Here is a 17357-nt window from a genome sequence, read left to right as displayed (position 1 = left end):
CTCTCGTGTAGGAAAGTACTAGCGCACCGCCGATGTGCCAAGCAGTTTTCGCTGCGTGGGGAACAGCGACCAGCCCCAGCGCTGCTGCGCATATCCCCACAGCCCCTGCTTGAAGAACAGCGTGACGAGGATCGCGAGCAGCCCGAGCCCCAGCAGGTACCAGGTGCCGTAGTCGCTCAGGAACTTGTTCAGCGCCCAGAAGATGAGCGCCCCCACCAGCGGCCCCTCGATGCGCCCGATGCCGCCGATCACCACCATGAAGATGGCGAAGGCCGTCCAGTTGACGCTGAATGCCGCATCAGGGCTGATGCGCAGGTTGCCCACGAAGTACAGCGCGCCCGCGAGCCCCGCGCCGAAGGCCGCGACCACGTACACCGCGAGCTTCATGCGCGCCACAGGTATGCCCTGCGACTCCGCGGCCACTTCGTTGTCGCGTATCGCCAGCAGCGCCAGCCCGCGCTTGCTGCGCAGGAACAGGTACACCAGCGCAACCGCCGCGACCACGCAGGCCAGCGCCATCCAGTAGGTCGTGCTCTCGCGCATCGCCTTGTCGATGCCGCGCAGCGCGGTCAGCGTGGTGCCCGAGCCGCCGCCCACCGCCGACGCGTTGGCGAAGCTCAGCCTGAACACCTCCGCGATGACCCAGGTGCCGATGGCGAAGTAGCCGCCCGAGAGCCGGAACGCGACGAAGGACACCGGCACCGCCACCAACCCCGCCGCCAGCGCCCCCAGCGGGATCGCCACGAAGGGATTCACGCCCGCGAAATTGCCCAGCATCAGCATCACGTAGCCGCCGAAGCCGAAGAAGGCCTGCTGCCCGATGCTCACCATGCCGCCGTAGCCGGCGAGCAGGTTCCACATCATCGCGAAGATGAAGTAGCAGGCGATCTCGACGAACTCGCGCATCCAGCTCGACTCGCCCCACAACGGCAGGCTCGCCGCGACGAGAACGATGGCGATGCCCGCGATCAGCGCCGCGCGGCTCGCGGCCGTCGCACGTTCGACCGCGACGATGGGAGGAGGCATGTTCGTCATCCGCGCGTCCTTGGAAAGAGTCCCTGCGGCCGCAGCACCAGCACGACGAGGAACACGATGTGCCCGAACCAGATGCCCCAGCCCGGGTCGAGCCTGAAGCCGATCTGCTGCGTGATGCCCAGGATCATCGCGCCCGCCAGCGTGCCCCAGAAGGAGCCCATGCCGCCGATGATCACCGCCTCGAAGGCGAAGAGCAGCAGCAGCGGCCCGTCCGAAGGCGACACCGTCGTGCGCATGCCCTGCAGTGCTCCGGCGATGGCGATGAGCACGAAGGCGATGGCGGTCGCGAGCGCGTAGACCTTCTTCGCGTTCAGCCCCATGAGCTCCGCGATCTCGCGGTCGTCCGACACCGCGCGGAACGAACGCCCCAGCGCCGTGCGCGCGAAGAGCCATTGCAGCGCGCCCGTCGCGGTCAGCGCCACGGCCAGCACGACGAGCGGCAGCACGCCCACCGACATCGCCTCGCCCAGCGCGACGCCCTGCGTGCTGAGGCCGCCGGTCTCGATCGCGCGCGGGTCGGCCGAGAACAGCTCCAGCAGCAGGTTCTGGATCACGATCGACAGGCCGAAGGTGACGACCAGCGAGGGAAGCGGATCTTTTCCGAGCGTGCCGTTGAGTACGTAGCGCTGCAGCAGGTAGCCGAAGCCGAAGGCAACCGGCAGCACCGCGAGCGCGACCAGCCATGGCGCCTCGCCGCCCGTCAGCGACATGCCCGCGATCACCGCGAACGCGCCGAGGATGATGAAGTCGCCCTGCGCCGTGTTGGTGAGCCGCATCACGCCGAACATCAGCGACTGCCCCAGCGCGAAGAGCGTGTAGAGGCCGCCGAGCAGCGCGCCCTGGACGAGGGTCTCAAGCATGGGCCGCCTCCGCGATGCCGAAGTAGGCCTGCGAGATCTGCTCGCGCGTGAGGTCGGCGGAACGGCCTTCGAGCGATACGCGGCCTTCCTGGAAGCAGTAGACGCGCTGCGAGACCTGCCGCGCCATGGTCACGTCCTGCTCGACGATGACGACGGTCATGCCTTCCGCGGTGATGGCCGGCATCGCTGCATAGATCTCGCGGATGACGATGGGCGCGAGGCCCAGCGAGAGTTCGTCGCACAGCAGCACCTCGGGGTTGCTCATCAGCGCGCGGCCGAGCGCGACCATCTGCTGCTGCCCGCCCGAAAGCGAAGTGCCCGGCTGGTTGCGCTTCTCGGCGAGGATGGGAAAGAGCGCGTACAGCCGCTGCAGGTTCCACGGCCCCTTGCGCGATGGCGTGGCACCCATCAGCAGGTTCTCCTCGACGCTGAGGCTCGGAAAGAGCCTGCGGCCCTCGGGAACCATGGCGAGCCCGCGGCGCACGATGTCGCCCGGCGGCAGGCCGCCGATGGGCTCGCCCTTGAAGCGGATCGCATCACGCGGCGCACGCACTAGGCCCGTGAGGCTCTTGAGGAAGGTCGACTTGCCCGCGCCGTTGGCGCCGATGATGGCGACGAGCTCGCCGCGCTCCAGGGAGAAGTCGATGCCGAAGAGGGCCTGGGCGTCGCCGTAGAAGGCCTTGAGGGCGTGGGTCGTGAGCAGCGTGTTCATGGTCTTTGCTCCCGCGGTGTTTGCTCCCTCTCCCGCTGGCGGGAGAGGGTTGGGGTGAGGGCCGGCGGCAATGGCAAGGCACGCGATGCATCGAACGCCGCCACCCTCACCCTAACCCTCTCCCGCATGCGGGAGAGGGAACAAGTCCGAAGACAGGCGATTGCGCTCATGCCTCCATCCCCATGTACACGCGCCGCACCTCGGGGTCGTTCATCACCGCGCGCGGCAGGCCTTCGGCGAGCTTCTGCCCGAAGTTGATGACGAACAACCGGTCCGCCAGCGACAGCAGCGCATGCACGACATGCTCGATCCAGATCATCGTCACGCCGCGCGCCTTGATGCGCTTGAGCTCACCGACCAGCACCGCGGCCTCGGGCTCCGTGAGGCCGCCCGCGATCTCGTCGAGCAGCAGCAGCTTGGGCCGCGTCGCCAGCGCGCGCGCCAGCTCCAGCCGCTTGCGGTCGAGCAGGGTCAGGCCGCCCGCCGGTTTATTCGCATGCGCCATCAGGCCCGTCTGCTCCAGCACCTCGTGCGCAGTGCCCCAGGCCTCGCGCTCCGCCTGCTGCCCGCCGAAGCAGGCGGCGGTCACGAGGTTCTCGAACACGCTCATGTTGCCGAAGGGCTGCGGCACCTGGTAGCTGCGGCCGATGCCGGCATGGCAGCGCTGGTGCGGCTTCAGCCGCGTCACGTCGCGGCCGGCGTATTCCACGCGCCCGGCGTCCACGCGCACGTCGCCCGAGATCAGGTTGAACAGCGTGGTCTTGCCCGCGCCGTTCGGCCCGAGGATGCCCAGCGTCTCGCCCTCGGCCACCGCGAGCGTGATGTCGTCGGTGACCTTGAGCGCGCCGTAGGACTTGCTCACGGCATGCAGTGCCAGCAGCGTCATGGCGTTCCCGGGTTCACAGCGGCCGCAGCTTGCCGCCGGTGGGAATGCTGGTCGCCGCCTCGTTGTTCACGATGGTCAGCTCCACCTTGTACTTGCTGCCCCTGCCCCACTGGCCGAGCACCAGCGGCGTCTTGCTGACATTCTTGAACGGCCCCTGCCCGCCCCACTTCACCGGCCCGACCACCGAGTTGATCGCGGTCGATGCCACCGCGTCGCGCACGTCCGAAGCCTTCAGCGACTTCGCACGGCCCAGCGCATTCGCCGCGACTTCGAAGAGCGCGTGCGCGAAGCCGATGGGCTGGGTCCACTGCTTCTTCGTGCCGGCCTCGTAGGCCTCGGCCAGCGCTTTCGCGCTCTGCTGCGTGAGGCTCGAGGTGAATGGGTGCGAAGGGCTCCACCACACCTCGGTCGAGAGGCCGTCGCCCAGGTCGCCCAGCGCCTCGATCGCGCCGGGGAACAGCAGCGCCTTGCCCAGCGTGATGACCTTGGGCTTGAAGCCCTGCTGCCGCGCCTGCGTGAGGAAGGTCTTGGCGTCGGGCGGGATCACCACGCCCGTGACGATCTCCACGCCCGCGCTCTTGAAGGCCGCGATCTGCGCGCTGAAGTCCTGCGTGCCGTTCTGGAAGCGGCCCGGGTCGGTGAGCGTGAAACCCATCTGCGAGAGCGGCTTGGGAAAGCCCAGCTCCTTGTCGCCCCAGGCGTTGCCGTCGCCGTCGTTCGGGAACAGGCCACCCACCTTCTTGTTGGTGGCGAGCGTCTTCCAGCCGTTGGTGAAATTGGCGATGACGTCCTCCAGGCCCCAGAACATGTGGTACGTCCAGTTGAAGCCTTTCGCCGGGTCGCCCTTGCGGCCGAAGAACCACGGCTGCCACGGCACCACGCTGGAGATGCAGGGCACCTCGTTGAGTTCGCAGGCGTCGCCCACCGGATTGGCGGTCTCGGGCGTGCCGGCCGTGAGCACCAGCACGACCTTGTCCTTCAGGATCAGGTCGTTCGCCACCTCGCCCGCGCGGTTGGGGTTCGACTGGCTGTCCTTCAGCACGATCTGCACCGCGTACTTCTTTCCGCCGACGCTGATGCCGTCCTTGAACGCCGCCTTCATCTGGTCGATGACCCACTTGTCGGCCTCGCCGAAGGGCGCGAGCGGGCCGGTCTGCGGCGACACGTAGCCGATCTTCAGCGTGTCGGCCGCGAACACCAGCGGTGCCGCGCCCGATGCCACCAGCGCGGCCGTGGCCTGCGTGAACTGTCTGCGATTGAATGTCATGGCTGTCTCCGTTTCTTCTGTCGTGTTCTTCTTGCCGCCGGTTCAGGGGGTCAGCGCGCGAAGTGCGGCGGTATCTGCGCGTCGACGTTCACCCACACGCTCTTGACCTGCGTGTATTCGCGCATCGCGTCGAACCCCATCTCGCGGCCGTAGCCGCTCTGGCCGACGCCGCCGAAGGGCGAGCCGGGGTTCACGCGCTTGTAGCTGTTGATCCAGACCATGCCGGCGTGCAGGTCGCGCGCCACCTTATGGGCGCGCTGCAGGTCGCGAGTCCACAGGCCGCTGCCCAGGCCGTAGTCGGTGCCGTTGGCGATCTGCATCGCCTCCTCGTCCGACTTGAAAGTGAGCACGGTGACGAAGGGGCCGAAGACTTCTTCCTGCGCAACGCGGTCCTTGTACGACTTCGCTCGCATCACGGTGGGTTCCACGTAGCAGCCTTTGGCCAGGTCGCCTCCGGGCGACCTGCCGCCCGCCAGCAACTCACCGCCTTCGCCCAGCGCCACGTCGACATAACCCAGCACGCGCTCGCGGTGCTGCGCGCTGGTGAGCGGGCCCATCTCGGTCGCGTCGTCCAGCGGGTTGCCCAGGCGGATCGACTTGGCGAGCGGAACGAACTGCTCCAGGAAGGCATCGGCGATCTTCTCGTGCAGCATCAGCCGCGAGCCCGCGATGCAGGCCTGCCCCTGGTTGTGGAAGATGGCCCATGCGCTGCCGTTGACGGCCGCCTGCAGGTTCGCGTCCTCGAAGACGATGTTCGGCCCCTTGCCGCCGAGCTCCAGCTGCACCTTCTTCAGGTTGCCCGCACTGGCCTGCACGATGCGCCGGCCGGTGGCTGTGCTGCCGGTGAAGGCGATCTTGGCGATCTCCGGATGCTCGGCGATGTACTGGCCCGCCACGCTGCCGAGCCCCGGCAGCATGTTGACCACGCCGGGCGGCAGGCCGGCCTCGGCCATCAGCTCGGCGATGCGCAGCGAACTCAGCGGCGTGATCTCCGCCGGCTTCATCACGATGCAGTTGCCAGCCGCGAGCGCGGGCGCCATCTTCCAGCTGGTGAACATCAGCGGAAAGTTCCACGGCACCACCTGGCCGACGATGCCGACGGGCTCGCGCAGCGTGTAGTTGAGGAAACCCTCTTCCACCGGGATGGTCTCGCCCTGGAACTTGTCGGCCATGCCGCCGAAGTAGCGGAAGCACGCGGCGGTGCGCGGCACGTCGAGGCGGCGCGAATCGCGGATCGGGTGGCCGGTGTCCAGCGATTCCAGGCGCGCGAGTTCCTCGGCATTGGCCTCGATGAGGTCGGCCAGCTTCAGCAGGATGCGGCCGCGATCGGCGGCGGCCATGCGGCTCCACTTGGGAAAGGCGCGCTTTGCGGCGGCCACGGCCTTGTCGACGTCGGCCTTGCCGGCGAGTGCCACCTCGACGATGGGCGTGTTGTCGTGCGGGTTCAGCGTGGCAAGGGTCTCGCCGGACTCGGCGTCGACGAAGCGGCCGTCGATGAAGAGCTGGCGGCGAATGGGCGTGCGCAGGCCTGCCGAAGCGGCGATGTCATTGGGGTTCATGTCTTTGCATTCCTCCCTCTCCCCTTGGGGAGAGGGTCGGGGTGAGGGGGCGTTCAGGGCGCAGCGGCGACCCTCACCCCAGCCCTCTCCCGCTCGCGGGAGAGGGGGCCATTCAGAACTGGACCGGAATCTCCGGCGACTCGCCCTTCTGGATCTCGTAGACCAGGCTGGGCGAGCCGTTCTCCCACACCAGCAGCATCGAGCGCTTGGGGCTGAAGCCCTGGTGGCGGCAGTAGGCGGGCATGGCGGCCATGTCGCCGGCCTTCATGATCACGCGGGCCATGGGCCTGCCGGTGTTCTTGTCGCCGCAGTCCCAGTGGATCTCGTCGGTCATCTGGAAGAACCACTCGACGCGGTCATTGCCATGGATGATCGGCAGGATGTGTTCCTCGGTGGTCGGGCACATGTAGCTGTGCTTCACCACCGAGGTGAAGCTCGGGTTCCAGGTGACCTGCGAGCGGCTCAGGAAGCCGAAGAGATTGAAGGCGTGCACCTCGTTCTCGAAGCCGGGCTCGGGGTGCAGCTCGGGCTGGCCCTGCGGCACGTCGGCAAAAGCGCGGTTGACCGGCGCGCCGCGCTCGTCGCTGCGCAGGTCGAGGTCGCCCTTCAGGCCCACGCAACGCTTGGCGAGCTCGCGCGCCCTGGTGATCTTGGCGGTGTTGTTGCCGTTCTTGCGGCCATAGGGCGAGCCGGTTTCCTGCGGCGCGGCGAAGGGGTCGAAGCTCTCGTTGGTCCAGTCGTCGAGCATGGCCTCGAAGGTGGCGCGGATCTGCGCGGTCGGGAAGTTCTCCAGCAGGTCGATGCCCGCTTCCTTCATGGTGCCGTTGAAGCTGCCGGCGTACAGGTCGACCGACTCGTAGTGGTTGACGGTGCCGAACACGTCATCGAAGTTGACCCAGCCGTAGAAGAAGCCCCACGCCACGTCGCGCATCAGCGCGCGCAGGTAGCTGCCGGCGTCCATGGTGTGGCTCATGGGTCGGCCGTCGCGGGTCTTCCAGCCGATGTGCACGAAATACTCGTCGCGGCGGAAGCTGAAGCTGCCGAGCGAGAAGTCCTTGTAGCCGAGCGTGGCGTCGGGCTGCGACGCGATCACCTTGGCGAGTTCTGCGGGTGCGTTCATGGTGTTTTCCTTGTCTGGTCTGAACAGGTGGCCTGCATCCTTCGTGGAACACCGCGGAACCGGCTTTGCCGGGCCGCAGGTGTTGCCCCCGGTAGGGGGTTGGCGTAGCGACACGAAGTGCGCTAAGCCTGGGGTCGAGTCAATGTGCTTGGCAGATGTCGGCCCACTTCTCGATCGAGAGATCGCCCTTGCAGCTCTGCAGCACGATCACGCCCGGCTCGCCGGCATTGCGGAACTGGTAGGCGGTGTTCTTCGGCAGCAGCCCCTGGTGGCCGCGCGAGAGCTTCATCCAGCCCATCTTCTTTCCCCTGGGCTCGCCCTTCACGAGCACGGCGCCGTTCTTGTCCTTGTCGGCCACCGCCTGGCTCTCGTCGAGCTGCACCAGGTGCACCTCGACGTCGCCGTCCATCACCAGCGCGAACTCGTCGTGCGCGCAGGTGTACCAGGGCGAGGCGCCTTCGGCGCGCAGCGTCTCCAGCACGTAGATCTGGTTCTGGCCGAACACGACCTTCTCGTACGGCTTGCTGAGGCTCGCGATCTCGAAGCAGTTGGAAAAGGCGTAGTGACGCACGTCGTCGTCGATGGGTTCGACGTGGCCCTTCTCGAAGTGCTTGAGGGATCCGAAGCGGGTCTTGTAGGTGGCGGTGGATTTGGCGGCTGTCATGGCTTGTCTCCTTGGGTGAGCGAACTCTAGGAGCCATGCGGCGGCACCGGTAGGGACCAGTTTGGAAGAGGATTATTCGGAGTTTCCGAATAATCGCTGGGGTTTACCCCGGTTCGGCCTGCTCACCAAGAGCGAGTCATAGGACTTGTTCGCGAGACGCCGCGGAACCGGCTTCGCCGGGCCGCTGGCGTCGCCCCCGGCGAGGGGGTTGGCGCAGCGACACGAAGTGCGCGAAGCCTGGGGGAGTACCTAGGTCATCCGCTGGTGCGGCTGAACTCGATGAGCTCCGACGGGATGAGGCCACGCTCGATCAACGTCGCATCCCACGGAGGAACGCGCGTGAACCGGGTGGCGATGTGCTCGATGAAAAGGCGCAGCTTCAGCGCATTGCGCGAGGTGCCGGCATACACCGCGCTCAGCGAGAACGACGACAGCTGGTGCTCGGCCAGCACCACGCTGAGTTCGCCGCGCGCGATGGCGTCACCCGCCACCAGCGTGGGCAGGCAGACGATGCCCGCATGCTCCAGCGCATATTCGCGCAGCAGGTGCACGCTGTTGGTCAGAAGCGCCGCGGCGAGGTAGATGGTGGTCTGCTCGCCGCCGTGGTGGAAGGTCCAGCGGTCGCGCGTGGGGTAGCCCGAATAGAGGCCCAGCTTGTGCCGGTGCAGTTCGCGCGGCGTGGCCGGCGTGCCGTGTGCCTTCAGGTACGCCGGCGTGGCGCACAGCACCCGCCGCACAGGGAAGAGCGGCCTGGCCACCAACTCCTGCGAGGCCGCGGGAAAGATCTGCAGCGCGCAGTCGACACCCGCCTTTACCGGGTCGGCCACCGCGTCGCTCACGATCAGTTCCAGGTGGATGTCGGGGTAGGTCGACTGGAACTCGCGCAGCAGCGAGGCGAAGCGTCCCAGCACCATGCCGGTCAGCGCATGCACGCGCAACGTGCCAGAGGGCGTACCGCGCGCATCGCGCATCTGGTCGACGATGCTGTCGGCGCGGGCCACCAGCTCGGTGCAGTCGCGCAGGAAGGCCTGGCCCATGTCGCTGAGCCGCACCACGCGCGTGCTGCGATGGAAGAGCGGCACGCCGAGGAACTCCTCGAGCTGCTTGACCCGCGTGGTGACGACCGAATTGGCCACCCGCAGCTGCCTTGCGGCTTCGGCGAAGCTCTGGGTCTGCGCGACACGAACGAAAGTTTCAATGCTTTGGAGGCGGTCCACGGCGGCACTGTACTGCGGGGCCGCCCGGCGCGGGGGCTTCGGGCGGCGTTGCGGGCAAGCCTAAAGGCCGCGAAAGCCCCGTCATCCCTGTATCGGGGGGTTACCCGCCCCACTTACAATCCCTGCCGCATCACCCACCCCTACGAGGTCTTGTCCGCAATGCCCAAGAGCCCCAGGCCACGCGCCCGTTTCAGCTTCTCCCCCACCGTGCGCGCCCTGCTCCTGGCCGCGGCCACCTGTGGCGCCGCCCTTCCGGCGCTGGCCGCCATCGAGCATGAGGAAGTCGACAAGCTCATGCAGGCCGGCAAGCTCGACGAGGCCATGGCGAAGGCCGAGGCCTTCCTGAAGGACAAGCCGCGCGATCCGCAGATGCGCTTCCTCAAGGGCGTGATCCAGCTCGACACCGGCAAGCGCAACGATGCCATCGCAGCCTTCACGCAACTCACGCTCGATGCGCCCGAGCTGCCCGAGCCCTACAACAACCTCGCGGTGATCTACGCGAGCCAGAACCAGTTCGACAAGGCCCGCGCCGCGCTCGAGAGCGCGATACGCACCAACCCCAGCTACGCCACCGCCCAGGAGAACCTTGGCGACGTGTACGCCCGGCTCGCGAGCCAGGCCTACAGCAAGGCGCTGCAGCTCGACCAGAACAACACGGCCGTGCAGCCCAAGCTGGCAGTGATCCGCACGCTCTTCACGCCGACGCCGCCCGGCGCCAAGCCGACCGCGCTGATTGCCGCCGCGCCCGCGCCGGCCCCGGTTGCAAAGGCAGCGCCTGCGCCGGCTCCGGCACCTGTCGCTCCGCCGCCGCCCGCCAAGGTCGCGGCCGCTCCCGCACCGGTGGCCGCCGCACCCAAGGCACCGGAAGCTGCACCGGCTCCCGCGCCCGCCCCGGCACCGGCTGCCAGCGCGACCGCCAATGCCGAAGTCGAATCGGCCGTGCGCGCCTGGGCCTCGGCCTGGGCCAGCCAGGACATGGACCGCTACCTTGCGGCATATGGCCCCGACTTCACGCCCGCCGGCGGCCAGAGCCGCAAGAACTGGGAAGAAGACCGCCGCGCGCGCATCGTCGGCAAGTCGAGCATCAGCGTGAACATCGAGAACCTCGCGATCAAGGTCGACGGCCAGAACGCGACGGCCAGGTTCCGCCAGATCTACCGCGCGGACAACCTCAATGTTTCGAGCCGCAAGACGCTGGAGATGCAGCGCTCGGGCAATCAATGGCACATTCGCAAGGAAAGCGTCGGCGGCTAGTGGCAGACATCGTCCGGCAGGGCCGGCTTCAGCATCCCCCTTTTCGTCTGCGCAGCGGGCAGCAACTGCTCGCGGCGCTTGCCGCCGTTTCCGCACTGATGTTCGCGGCGCCCGGTGCCGCGCTGGCTTCGAACGCCGCCGGCAAGACGGCCAAGACAAGCGGCAGCGTCCACAAGGAAAAAACCAGGGCGAAGGGCCCGGCTGCCAATGCACGGTCCACGGCGCGTGCCGGTGCGGCCGGACGCCCCTCTTCCGCCAAGGAAGCGAAGGAAGCCCGCAGCGCCAAAAGCAGGAAGGCCGGTACCGCCGTTGTTGCAGCGGCCGCGACTTCGGCGACCGCCGCCAGGACCACGCGCAAGCCTGCACCCGCAGGCGCCATCCAGGAAGCCAGCAACGCCGAAGCCCGCCTGATCGCGGTCTACGAAATGTTCGGCCGCGGCCAGACCCGCCCCGCGCTGGCCAAGGCGCGCGACCTGGTGCGCGACTATCCGAACTTCCAGCTCGCGCAGCTCGTCTACGGCGACCTGCTCGCGGCGCAGCTGCCGCCGTCGAACTCGCTGCCCGACACCGCCAGCATCGCGAAGATGCGCGGCAACCCGGCCATGGCCGAACTGCACGAGGAATCGAAGCGCCGCCTGCAGGCCCTGCGCGACCGCCCGCCGGCCAACACTGTGCCCTCGCAGTTCCTGGCGCTGTCCACCCGCAGCCGCTACGCCATCGCCGTGGACGCATCGCGCTCGCGGCTGTACCTGTTCGAGAACTCGGACAAGGGCCTGAAGCTCACGGCCGACTACTACATCTCGGTCGGCAAGGCCGGCACCGACAAGGTCACCGAAGGCGATGCGCGCACGCCGCTGGGCGTGTACTACATCACCAGCAGCCTCGATCCGAAGTCGCTGAAGGACTTCTACGGCGCGGGTGCCCTGCCCATCAACTACCCCAACCCGTACGACGTGCGGCGCGGCAAGACCGGCGGCGGCATCTGGCTGCACGGCACGCCGCCGCAGCAGTTCGCCCGGGCGCCGCTGGCGAGCGACGGCTGCGTGGTCATGGCAAACCCCGACCTCAGGCAGCTATTGCGAAAAGTGCAAATCGGCGCCACCCCGGTGGTGACCGCACGCAGCCTGCAATGGATTTCGCAACCGCAGGCAGAAAAAGAATCCCAGTCAATTACAAGTGCTATCAACGGCTGGAAAGACGCCCGCGCCAGCGGAAATGAAGCGCAATTGAAGAAATTCTATTTGCCCGATTTCCAGCGCAGCAGCAAGAAATCCAATGAGGGAATTTCAGTCGTCGACGACGAAGTGAAATATGCGCAGGGCAAGCGCGTCCAGCTCAAGGACATGTCGTACCTTCACTGGAAGGACGGCGACGACACCATGGTCGTTACCTTCGGCGAAGTGTTCGAAGGCGAGAAGAGCGGACGTTCCCGTCGCCAGTACTGGTTACGCCAGGGTACCGACTGGAAGCTCTTCCACGAAGAAATCCTGGGCTGAAGCCCGGCCCGAAACCCTCCCGCCGAAGGGGCGACCCCCTCAAACTCGTGACTTTTTGCTCACGAGTTGGGCCTTTTTTGACCGTTACATCTGGGACTTCGGACCCCATGCTACGTAACGCGTAACGGGTTTGTTCCCGTAACACCCCCGCTCCGAGCGTTCCCCGAGGCGTTACGCCACATCCCCCCTTCATGGGAGGCGCCATGTGGCCTACAGAGGGAAAAATTCGTTTCCTAATCGTTAACCAGCTGACCAGGCCACTCCTGGCTCGGGCTGGCGAGAGGCTGGCCGCTATCCTGCTTTACCCCTTTCGGCTAGCACACTCTGACGAAAGTCTTGCGGGTTTGCCTTGTTGATACACGGAGTTACGCTGTATAACATCCACCTCGCAAGCCTTTGTTAACACTTCCTGAAAGGGGAAATCATGCTTAGCTCAATAAAGCGCTTTTTGCAGGATGAGGAAGGCGCGACCGCAATTGAATATGGAATTATTGCGGGCCTAATTTCTATTGCGATCGTGGGTGTGCTTTCCGGAAGCGATGGCCTCGGCACCAAGCTTTCGAACGTCTTCACCACGATAACGACCAAGCTGGCTGCAATTACGGCTTAGCCAGCAAGTTCGTTCCCCCGCCGTTTCCGTTGAATTTCGAGATCCTGTTTCGAAACTTCTCACTCTTGTTCTTCCCTACCTGAAAGGTCGCATCATGCTTAACTCCATCACCCGTTTCCTCCGCGACGAAGAAGGCGCGACAGCCATCGAATACGGGATCATTGCAGGGCTCATCTCTATCGCCATCGTGGGCGTGCTCTCGGGCGATTCGGGCCTGGGCAAGAAGCTCTCGACAGTCTTCAGCACCATCGCCGGCAAGCTCTGAGTCACATCAACCAGTGATGCGCTTGGCGTGTTTGCTGTGGTTGCTGTTCGTCGTCGTATATGACCTGCGTCAGCGCCGCGTCCCCAACTGGCTCGTGCTTGCCGGCGCCGTACTGGCACTGGCCGCACTGGGCCTCGGGATGCAGCCCTTCGGCCTCGAATGGACCACAGCACTCACGGGCGCAGCCGTCGGCTTCGGCTGCTTGCTGCTCATCTACGCCGCCGGCTACATGGGAGCCGGAGACGTGAAATTCGCAGGCGCGCTCGGACTCTGGGTCGGCCTTTTCGCGTTGCTGCCGATCTGGGTCGGCGCCAGCCTGTTGGCCGGACTCCACAGCGCCGCATGGCTCGCGCTGCAACGCTGGCCTTTCTCTCCCCGCCTCGCTTTGATGCTGCAGGGCCCGGCATCGCCGGTTTCTTCTTCCGCCATCGACAGCGACGGCAGCGCGCCGCCGAAGCGCAGGCGCATCGTTCCTTACGCGGCTTATCTCGCGATGGCCACAGCGGTCTGGATGGTCTGGGGGCGACAGAGCTAGCAGTCATCTGCCTCTGTCACTGCGGGTCATCCATCTCTCTCTTCCCATGATCGCTTGCCCCCACTCTTTCATCCGCCGCCCATGATCAACATCACGAAAATCATCGCCGCCGTCCTCGTGCTCCTGGCCATCGCGCTGGGGGGCTATGCGTGGATGCTGAGCCGGCAGGCCCCCGCTCCCGCCGTCGCGGCGGCAGGTCCGGCCGCCGAACCGGTCAAGGCCAAGGAAGTGCTGGTCTATCCGGTGGTGGTGGCGGCCAAGCCGCTGCCCGCGGGCGAGGCGATTCCCGCCGATGCGCTGCGCGTGGAGCGCCTCACGATCAACCCGACCGGCGCCTTCCAGGACGTGAATGTCGCCGTCGGCCGCGTGCCGGTGCTGGACCTCGCCGAAGGCACGCCCGTGATGGAGAACCAGCTCGTGTCCGGCTTGGCGATGCGCATCGGCGAAGGCGAGCGCGCCGTCGCGATCAAGGCGGACGAAGTCATGGGCGTCGGCAACAAGATCCAGCCGGGCGATTTCGTCGACGTGTTCATCACGCTGAAATCCGACGGCAAGGACGTGGACCGCAGCCAGGCGCGCCTGCTGCTCGCGCGCAAGCGCGTCCTCGCCTTCGGCAATGCATCGGTCGACGGCATGGCCTCGAAGTCGCCGGACAAGGCTGCGCAGCAGGCACAGCGCACCGACAACGCCCGCACCGCGGTGCTCGCAGTGCCGATCGACGAAGTGAACCGGCTGACCATCGGCGACGCCAGCGGCCGCCTGATGCTCGCGCTGCGCAATCCGGCGGACAAGTCGGAGCCCGATCCCAGGCTCTTCGCGGAACTGCCGACGGCGCTGCAGCCGACGCAGCCCAAGGCCGGCGATACGCGTCGCGGACCACTGGAAGGACTGGACCTCGCACAGGCCGGCCTGACCACCGCCGACCTCGTCACCGGCGGCAAGGGCCCCACCGTCCGTCCGCTGGCCACGGAGGCCCGCGCCGTCGCCAGCACTCCGCGTGCGGCACGTACGACGCGCAGCGGCGGACTCCAGGTCGAGGTCATCCGCGGCGATCGCAGCGAAACCGTGAACTACTGAGCCGATACCGGCCAGCCGCCACCAGACACAGGTCACCCAGGAAAATCAAATGCATCACATGCCCCGCGAGTCGTCGACCCGTGCAGCTCGCAGTCACAGGGAGTCCCGCAATGCCGCGCCGAGGCTGCTGCGCTCGTCGCTGATCGCCGCGCTCGCGATGTCGCAGGCCGCCTGGCCGTTCACAGCGACTGCCGCCGATGCGCAAGGAACAGGAACGCGGCCGGAATTCCAGCCGCAGCGCTCGCTGGCATTGCCCGTCGGCACGCAGCGCGAACTGCTGGTCGCCAAGGGCATCGACCGCATGGCCATCGGCGACGAGGCCGTCGCGGCCGTCACCATCACCCGCCAGTCGCAGAACTCGCCGGCCGCGCGGCTGATCGTCACGGGCAAGGGCGTCGGGCGCACCACGCTGATGGTCTGGGAAAAGGGCAGCACCGCCGCGACCACCTACGCGATCGAAGTGCGCCGCGCCGTGGCCACGGTCACGGGCACCACGGACAACATGGCCTCGCACCAGGCGCAGCGCACCAACGCTCTCGCCAGCCTGCCGCCGGGCGCAGAGAAGACCGACCTCGTCGACCGCTCCGTGGTCAACGTACGCAGCAGCACGGTGCAGGTCGAGGTGAAGGTGGTGGAGTTCAACCGCAGCGTGCTCAAGCAGGCGGGCCTGAACATCTTCAGCACCCGCACGAACTCGCACGGCTTCAGCTTCGGCGTCTTCGCCCCGTCGTCGCTCAACAAGAGCACTTACGCCAGCGACGGAAGCATCACGACCGAATTCACCAATCCTCTGACGCAGGCCTTCGATCTTCTTTTCAATTTCAGCAAGGCCGGCATCGGCGCCAACGTCGGCTTCCTCGAAGGCAACGGCATGGCCCGCGTGCTCGCCGAGCCCACGCTGGTGGCGCTGTCGGGCCAGAGCGCGAGCTTCCTGGCCGGCGGCGAACTGCCCGTGCCCGTGCCGCAGGGCCTGGGCACCACGAGCATCGAATACAAGCCCTTCGGCATCGGCCTCACGCTGACGCCCACGGTGCTGTCGAACGAGCGCATCGTGCTCAAGGTGGCGCCGGAGGCCAGCGACCTCGACTACACCAACTCGCTGAGCATCAACGGCGTGGCCGTGCCCGCCATCACCACCCGCCGCGCCGATACCACGGTGGAGCTGGGCGACGGCGAGAGCTTCATCATCGGCGGCCTCGTCAGCCGCACCACCACCTCAAACGCGGACAAGGTCCCACTGCTGGGCGACCTGCCGATCCTGGGCACCTTCTTCAGCAAGAACAACTACCAGATGAAGGAGAAGGAGCTGGTGATCCTGGTCACTCCGCACCTGGTGAAGCCCATCGCGCGAGGCACCGACCTGACGCCGTACATGCCCGGCACCGCCGAGCAGCGCGACGGCGCGGTGTGGCGCTCGTACTTCCTGGGCGGCGCGATCGACACGCCCGTGCCCGGCTTCTCCCGCTGACCGACCCGACATCGATGACCCGGAACATGCATCGCAGGCTGGCACCATGAACGCACCACGCGACAGCATCCCAGAAACAGGCAGCGAGACCTATCTCTTCGCGTCGAGCAATGGCGGCCACATCACCTGGCTGACCGACGCGCTCGGCACCCTCGGCTCCGTGGTGGTCCTGCCGCCGGACACGAAGTCGATCGACGAACGCATCGCCCTGCTGGGGCCGGTGGCGGTCTTCATCGATTTCTCGCCCGACCAAGGCGCCACCGCGAGCCAGCTCCACCAGCGCCTGAAGCGCGACTGGCCCACTCTGCCGGTGCTGGCCACCGGTGTCTCCGCCGAGCCCGCCGCCATGCTCTCGGCGCTGCGCGCGGGCGTGGACGACTTCATCGACATGGCCGCGCCGCCTACCGACGCCGTGGTCACGCTGCGCACATTGCTCGAGCGGCGCAGCACGCTCCAGGGCGGCACGCGCGGCAGCACGCTCGCGCTGCTGGGCGCGCGCGCCGGCCTCGGCGTGACCACGCTGGCCACCAGCCTGTCTCTCGCGCTGAACGACCAGCTCACGCAGGCGCCGCAGCGCCCGCCGGGCCGCAGTTCGCGTCACGGCGTGGCCCTGCTCGACCTGGGCCTGCCCGCGCGCGACGGCCTGCTCTACCTCGACACGCAAAGCGGCTTCAGCTTCGTCGACGGCGTGCGCAACCTGCGCCGGCTCGACCAGACGCTGCTGCACACCGCGCTCGCGCACCACACCAGCGGGGTGGCCATCCTGCCGCTGCCCGCGAGCCTGGCGCAGGTGCGCGAGATCTCGCACGCCGACTCGGTCTCGCTGATCAAGCGCCTGGCCGACTTCTTCGACTTCCAGATCGCCGACCTCGGCGGCTTCTCGACCATCGACTTCATGGCCCAGACCGTGCGCGAGGCGCAGCAGGCGTGGGTGGTGTGCGACCAGAGCATCGGCGGCATCGTTTCCACGGCCAACATGCTCAAGGAGCTGCGCGCGCGCGGCGTCGAAACCGAGCGCCTGTCGCTGGTGGTGAACAAGTTCGACAGCCACGTCGGCCTGTCGGCCAAGGACATCGCCGAGCGGCTCGAGCTGCCGCTGCGGCATGTGCTGCCCGCGCGCAGCGCCCAGCTGCTCGCTGCCGCCAGCCGCGGCGAGATGCTGGTGCGCACCGCGCGCAACGACCCCTATTCGCAGGCCGTGACGGGACTCGCCCGCAGCCTGCACCAGGAATACATGTCTGCCTCGGGCCAACCCCCGGCCAAGGATCCACGCTGGGTTGCGCTCATGTCGCAGGTCACCGGCCTCTGGAAGAGTTCACACGAAGGTTGAGC

General features: G+C 67.1%; 17 protein-coding genes. 8 read left to right on the top strand and 9 right to left on the bottom strand.

Going from position 1 to position 17357, the window contains the following annotated elements; translation table 11 throughout:
- Positions 1-18: 18 nt before the first annotated feature.
- From ACAM57_RS04505 to ACAM57_RS04465, 9 genes are all read right to left on the bottom strand, one after another.
- Complete coding sequence (locus ACAM57_RS04505; RefSeq protein WP_126025631.1) at positions 19-1035, bottom strand: branched-chain amino acid ABC transporter permease; 1017 nt, start codon at positions 1033-1035, stop codon at positions 19-21.
- Complete coding sequence (locus ACAM57_RS04500; protein WP_184640760.1) at positions 1032-1895, bottom strand: branched-chain amino acid ABC transporter permease; 864 nt, start codon at positions 1893-1895, stop codon at positions 1032-1034. Before ACAM57_RS04500 ends, ACAM57_RS04505 begins: the two co-directional genes overlap by 4 nt.
- Positions 1888-2607 (bottom strand): ABC transporter ATP-binding protein, encoded by a 720-nt coding sequence (locus ACAM57_RS04495; RefSeq protein WP_126025633.1) that lies wholly within the window; start codon positions 2605-2607, stop codon positions 1888-1890. Before ACAM57_RS04495 ends, ACAM57_RS04500 begins: the two co-directional genes overlap by 8 nt.
- A gap of 166 nt (positions 2608-2773) precedes the next feature.
- Positions 2774-3493, bottom strand: coding sequence for an ABC transporter ATP-binding protein (locus ACAM57_RS04490; RefSeq protein WP_369660834.1), 720 nt, complete (start codon positions 3491-3493; stop codon positions 2774-2776).
- A 13-nt stretch (positions 3494-3506) separates the two neighbouring features.
- Complete coding sequence (locus ACAM57_RS04485) at positions 3507-4760, bottom strand: ABC transporter substrate-binding protein (RefSeq protein ID WP_369660833.1); 1254 nt, start codon at positions 4758-4760, stop codon at positions 3507-3509.
- A 50-nt stretch (positions 4761-4810) separates the two neighbouring features.
- Complete coding sequence (locus ACAM57_RS04480; RefSeq protein WP_369662393.1) at positions 4811-6274, bottom strand: aldehyde dehydrogenase family protein; 1464 nt, start codon at positions 6272-6274, stop codon at positions 4811-4813.
- Between the two features lie 157 nt (positions 6275-6431).
- Entirely contained in the window at positions 6432-7439 is a 1008-nt protein-coding gene (locus ACAM57_RS04475; protein WP_126023548.1) for a hydroxyquinol 1,2-dioxygenase, read from the bottom strand.
- Positions 7440-7578: 139 nt separating this feature from the next.
- Entirely contained in the window at positions 7579-8103 is a 525-nt protein-coding gene (locus ACAM57_RS04470) for a hydroxyquinol 1,2-dioxygenase (RefSeq protein WP_369660832.1), read from the bottom strand.
- A 254-nt stretch (positions 8104-8357) separates the two neighbouring features.
- Positions 8358-9320, bottom strand: coding sequence for a LysR family transcriptional regulator (locus ACAM57_RS04465; RefSeq protein ID WP_369660831.1), 963 nt, complete (start codon positions 9318-9320; stop codon positions 8358-8360).
- A gap of 159 nt (positions 9321-9479) precedes the next feature.
- Between ACAM57_RS04465 and ACAM57_RS04460 the strand changes: the two genes are divergently transcribed.
- The 8 genes from ACAM57_RS04460 (at position 9480) to ACAM57_RS04425 (ending at position 17355) form a co-directional block, all read left to right on the top strand.
- On the top strand, positions 9480-10574 hold the full coding sequence (locus tag ACAM57_RS04460) for a tetratricopeptide repeat protein (RefSeq protein WP_369660830.1): 1095 nt from the start codon (positions 9480-9482) through the stop codon (positions 10572-10574).
- On the top strand, positions 10574-12070 hold the full coding sequence (locus tag ACAM57_RS04455; RefSeq protein ID WP_311737039.1) for a L,D-transpeptidase: 1497 nt from the start codon (positions 10574-10576) through the stop codon (positions 12068-12070). Before ACAM57_RS04460 ends, ACAM57_RS04455 begins: the two co-directional genes overlap by 1 nt.
- A 424-nt stretch (positions 12071-12494) precedes the next feature.
- The gene (locus ACAM57_RS04450) at positions 12495-12680 is read left to right on the top strand and encodes a Flp family type IVb pilin (RefSeq protein ID WP_369660829.1); all 186 of its coding nucleotides are present in this window, start codon (positions 12495-12497) and stop codon (positions 12678-12680) included.
- Between the two features lie 94 nt (positions 12681-12774).
- On the top strand, positions 12775-12945 hold the full coding sequence (locus ACAM57_RS04445) for a Flp family type IVb pilin (RefSeq protein WP_369660828.1): 171 nt from the start codon (positions 12775-12777) through the stop codon (positions 12943-12945).
- Between the two features lie 16 nt (positions 12946-12961).
- Complete coding sequence (locus tag ACAM57_RS04440) at positions 12962-13480, top strand: prepilin peptidase (RefSeq protein ID WP_369662392.1); 519 nt, start codon at positions 12962-12964, stop codon at positions 13478-13480.
- An 81-nt stretch (positions 13481-13561) separates the two neighbouring features.
- Positions 13562-14557: a Flp pilus assembly protein CpaB gene (cpaB, locus tag ACAM57_RS04435; protein ID WP_369660827.1), complete on the top strand. Its 996-nt coding sequence runs from the start codon at positions 13562-13564 to the stop codon at positions 14555-14557.
- A gap of 49 nt (positions 14558-14606) precedes the next feature.
- Positions 14607-16025, top strand: a complete 1419-nt coding sequence (locus ACAM57_RS04430) for a type II and III secretion system protein family protein (RefSeq protein WP_369660826.1) — start codon at positions 14607-14609, stop codon at positions 16023-16025.
- A 46-nt stretch (positions 16026-16071) separates the two neighbouring features.
- On the top strand, positions 16072-17355 hold the full coding sequence (locus ACAM57_RS04425; RefSeq protein WP_126023557.1) for a histidine kinase: 1284 nt from the start codon (positions 16072-16074) through the stop codon (positions 17353-17355).
- Positions 17356-17357: the final 2 nt, after the last annotated feature.

This window comes from Variovorax sp. V15, assembly GCF_041154425.1.
In the GTDB taxonomy this organism is placed as follows: domain Bacteria; phylum Pseudomonadota; class Gammaproteobacteria; order Burkholderiales; family Burkholderiaceae_C; genus Variovorax; species Variovorax guangxiensis.
The sequence above is the reverse complement of the archived record's forward strand: the minus strand, read 5'-3'. Positions and strand labels throughout refer to the sequence as shown.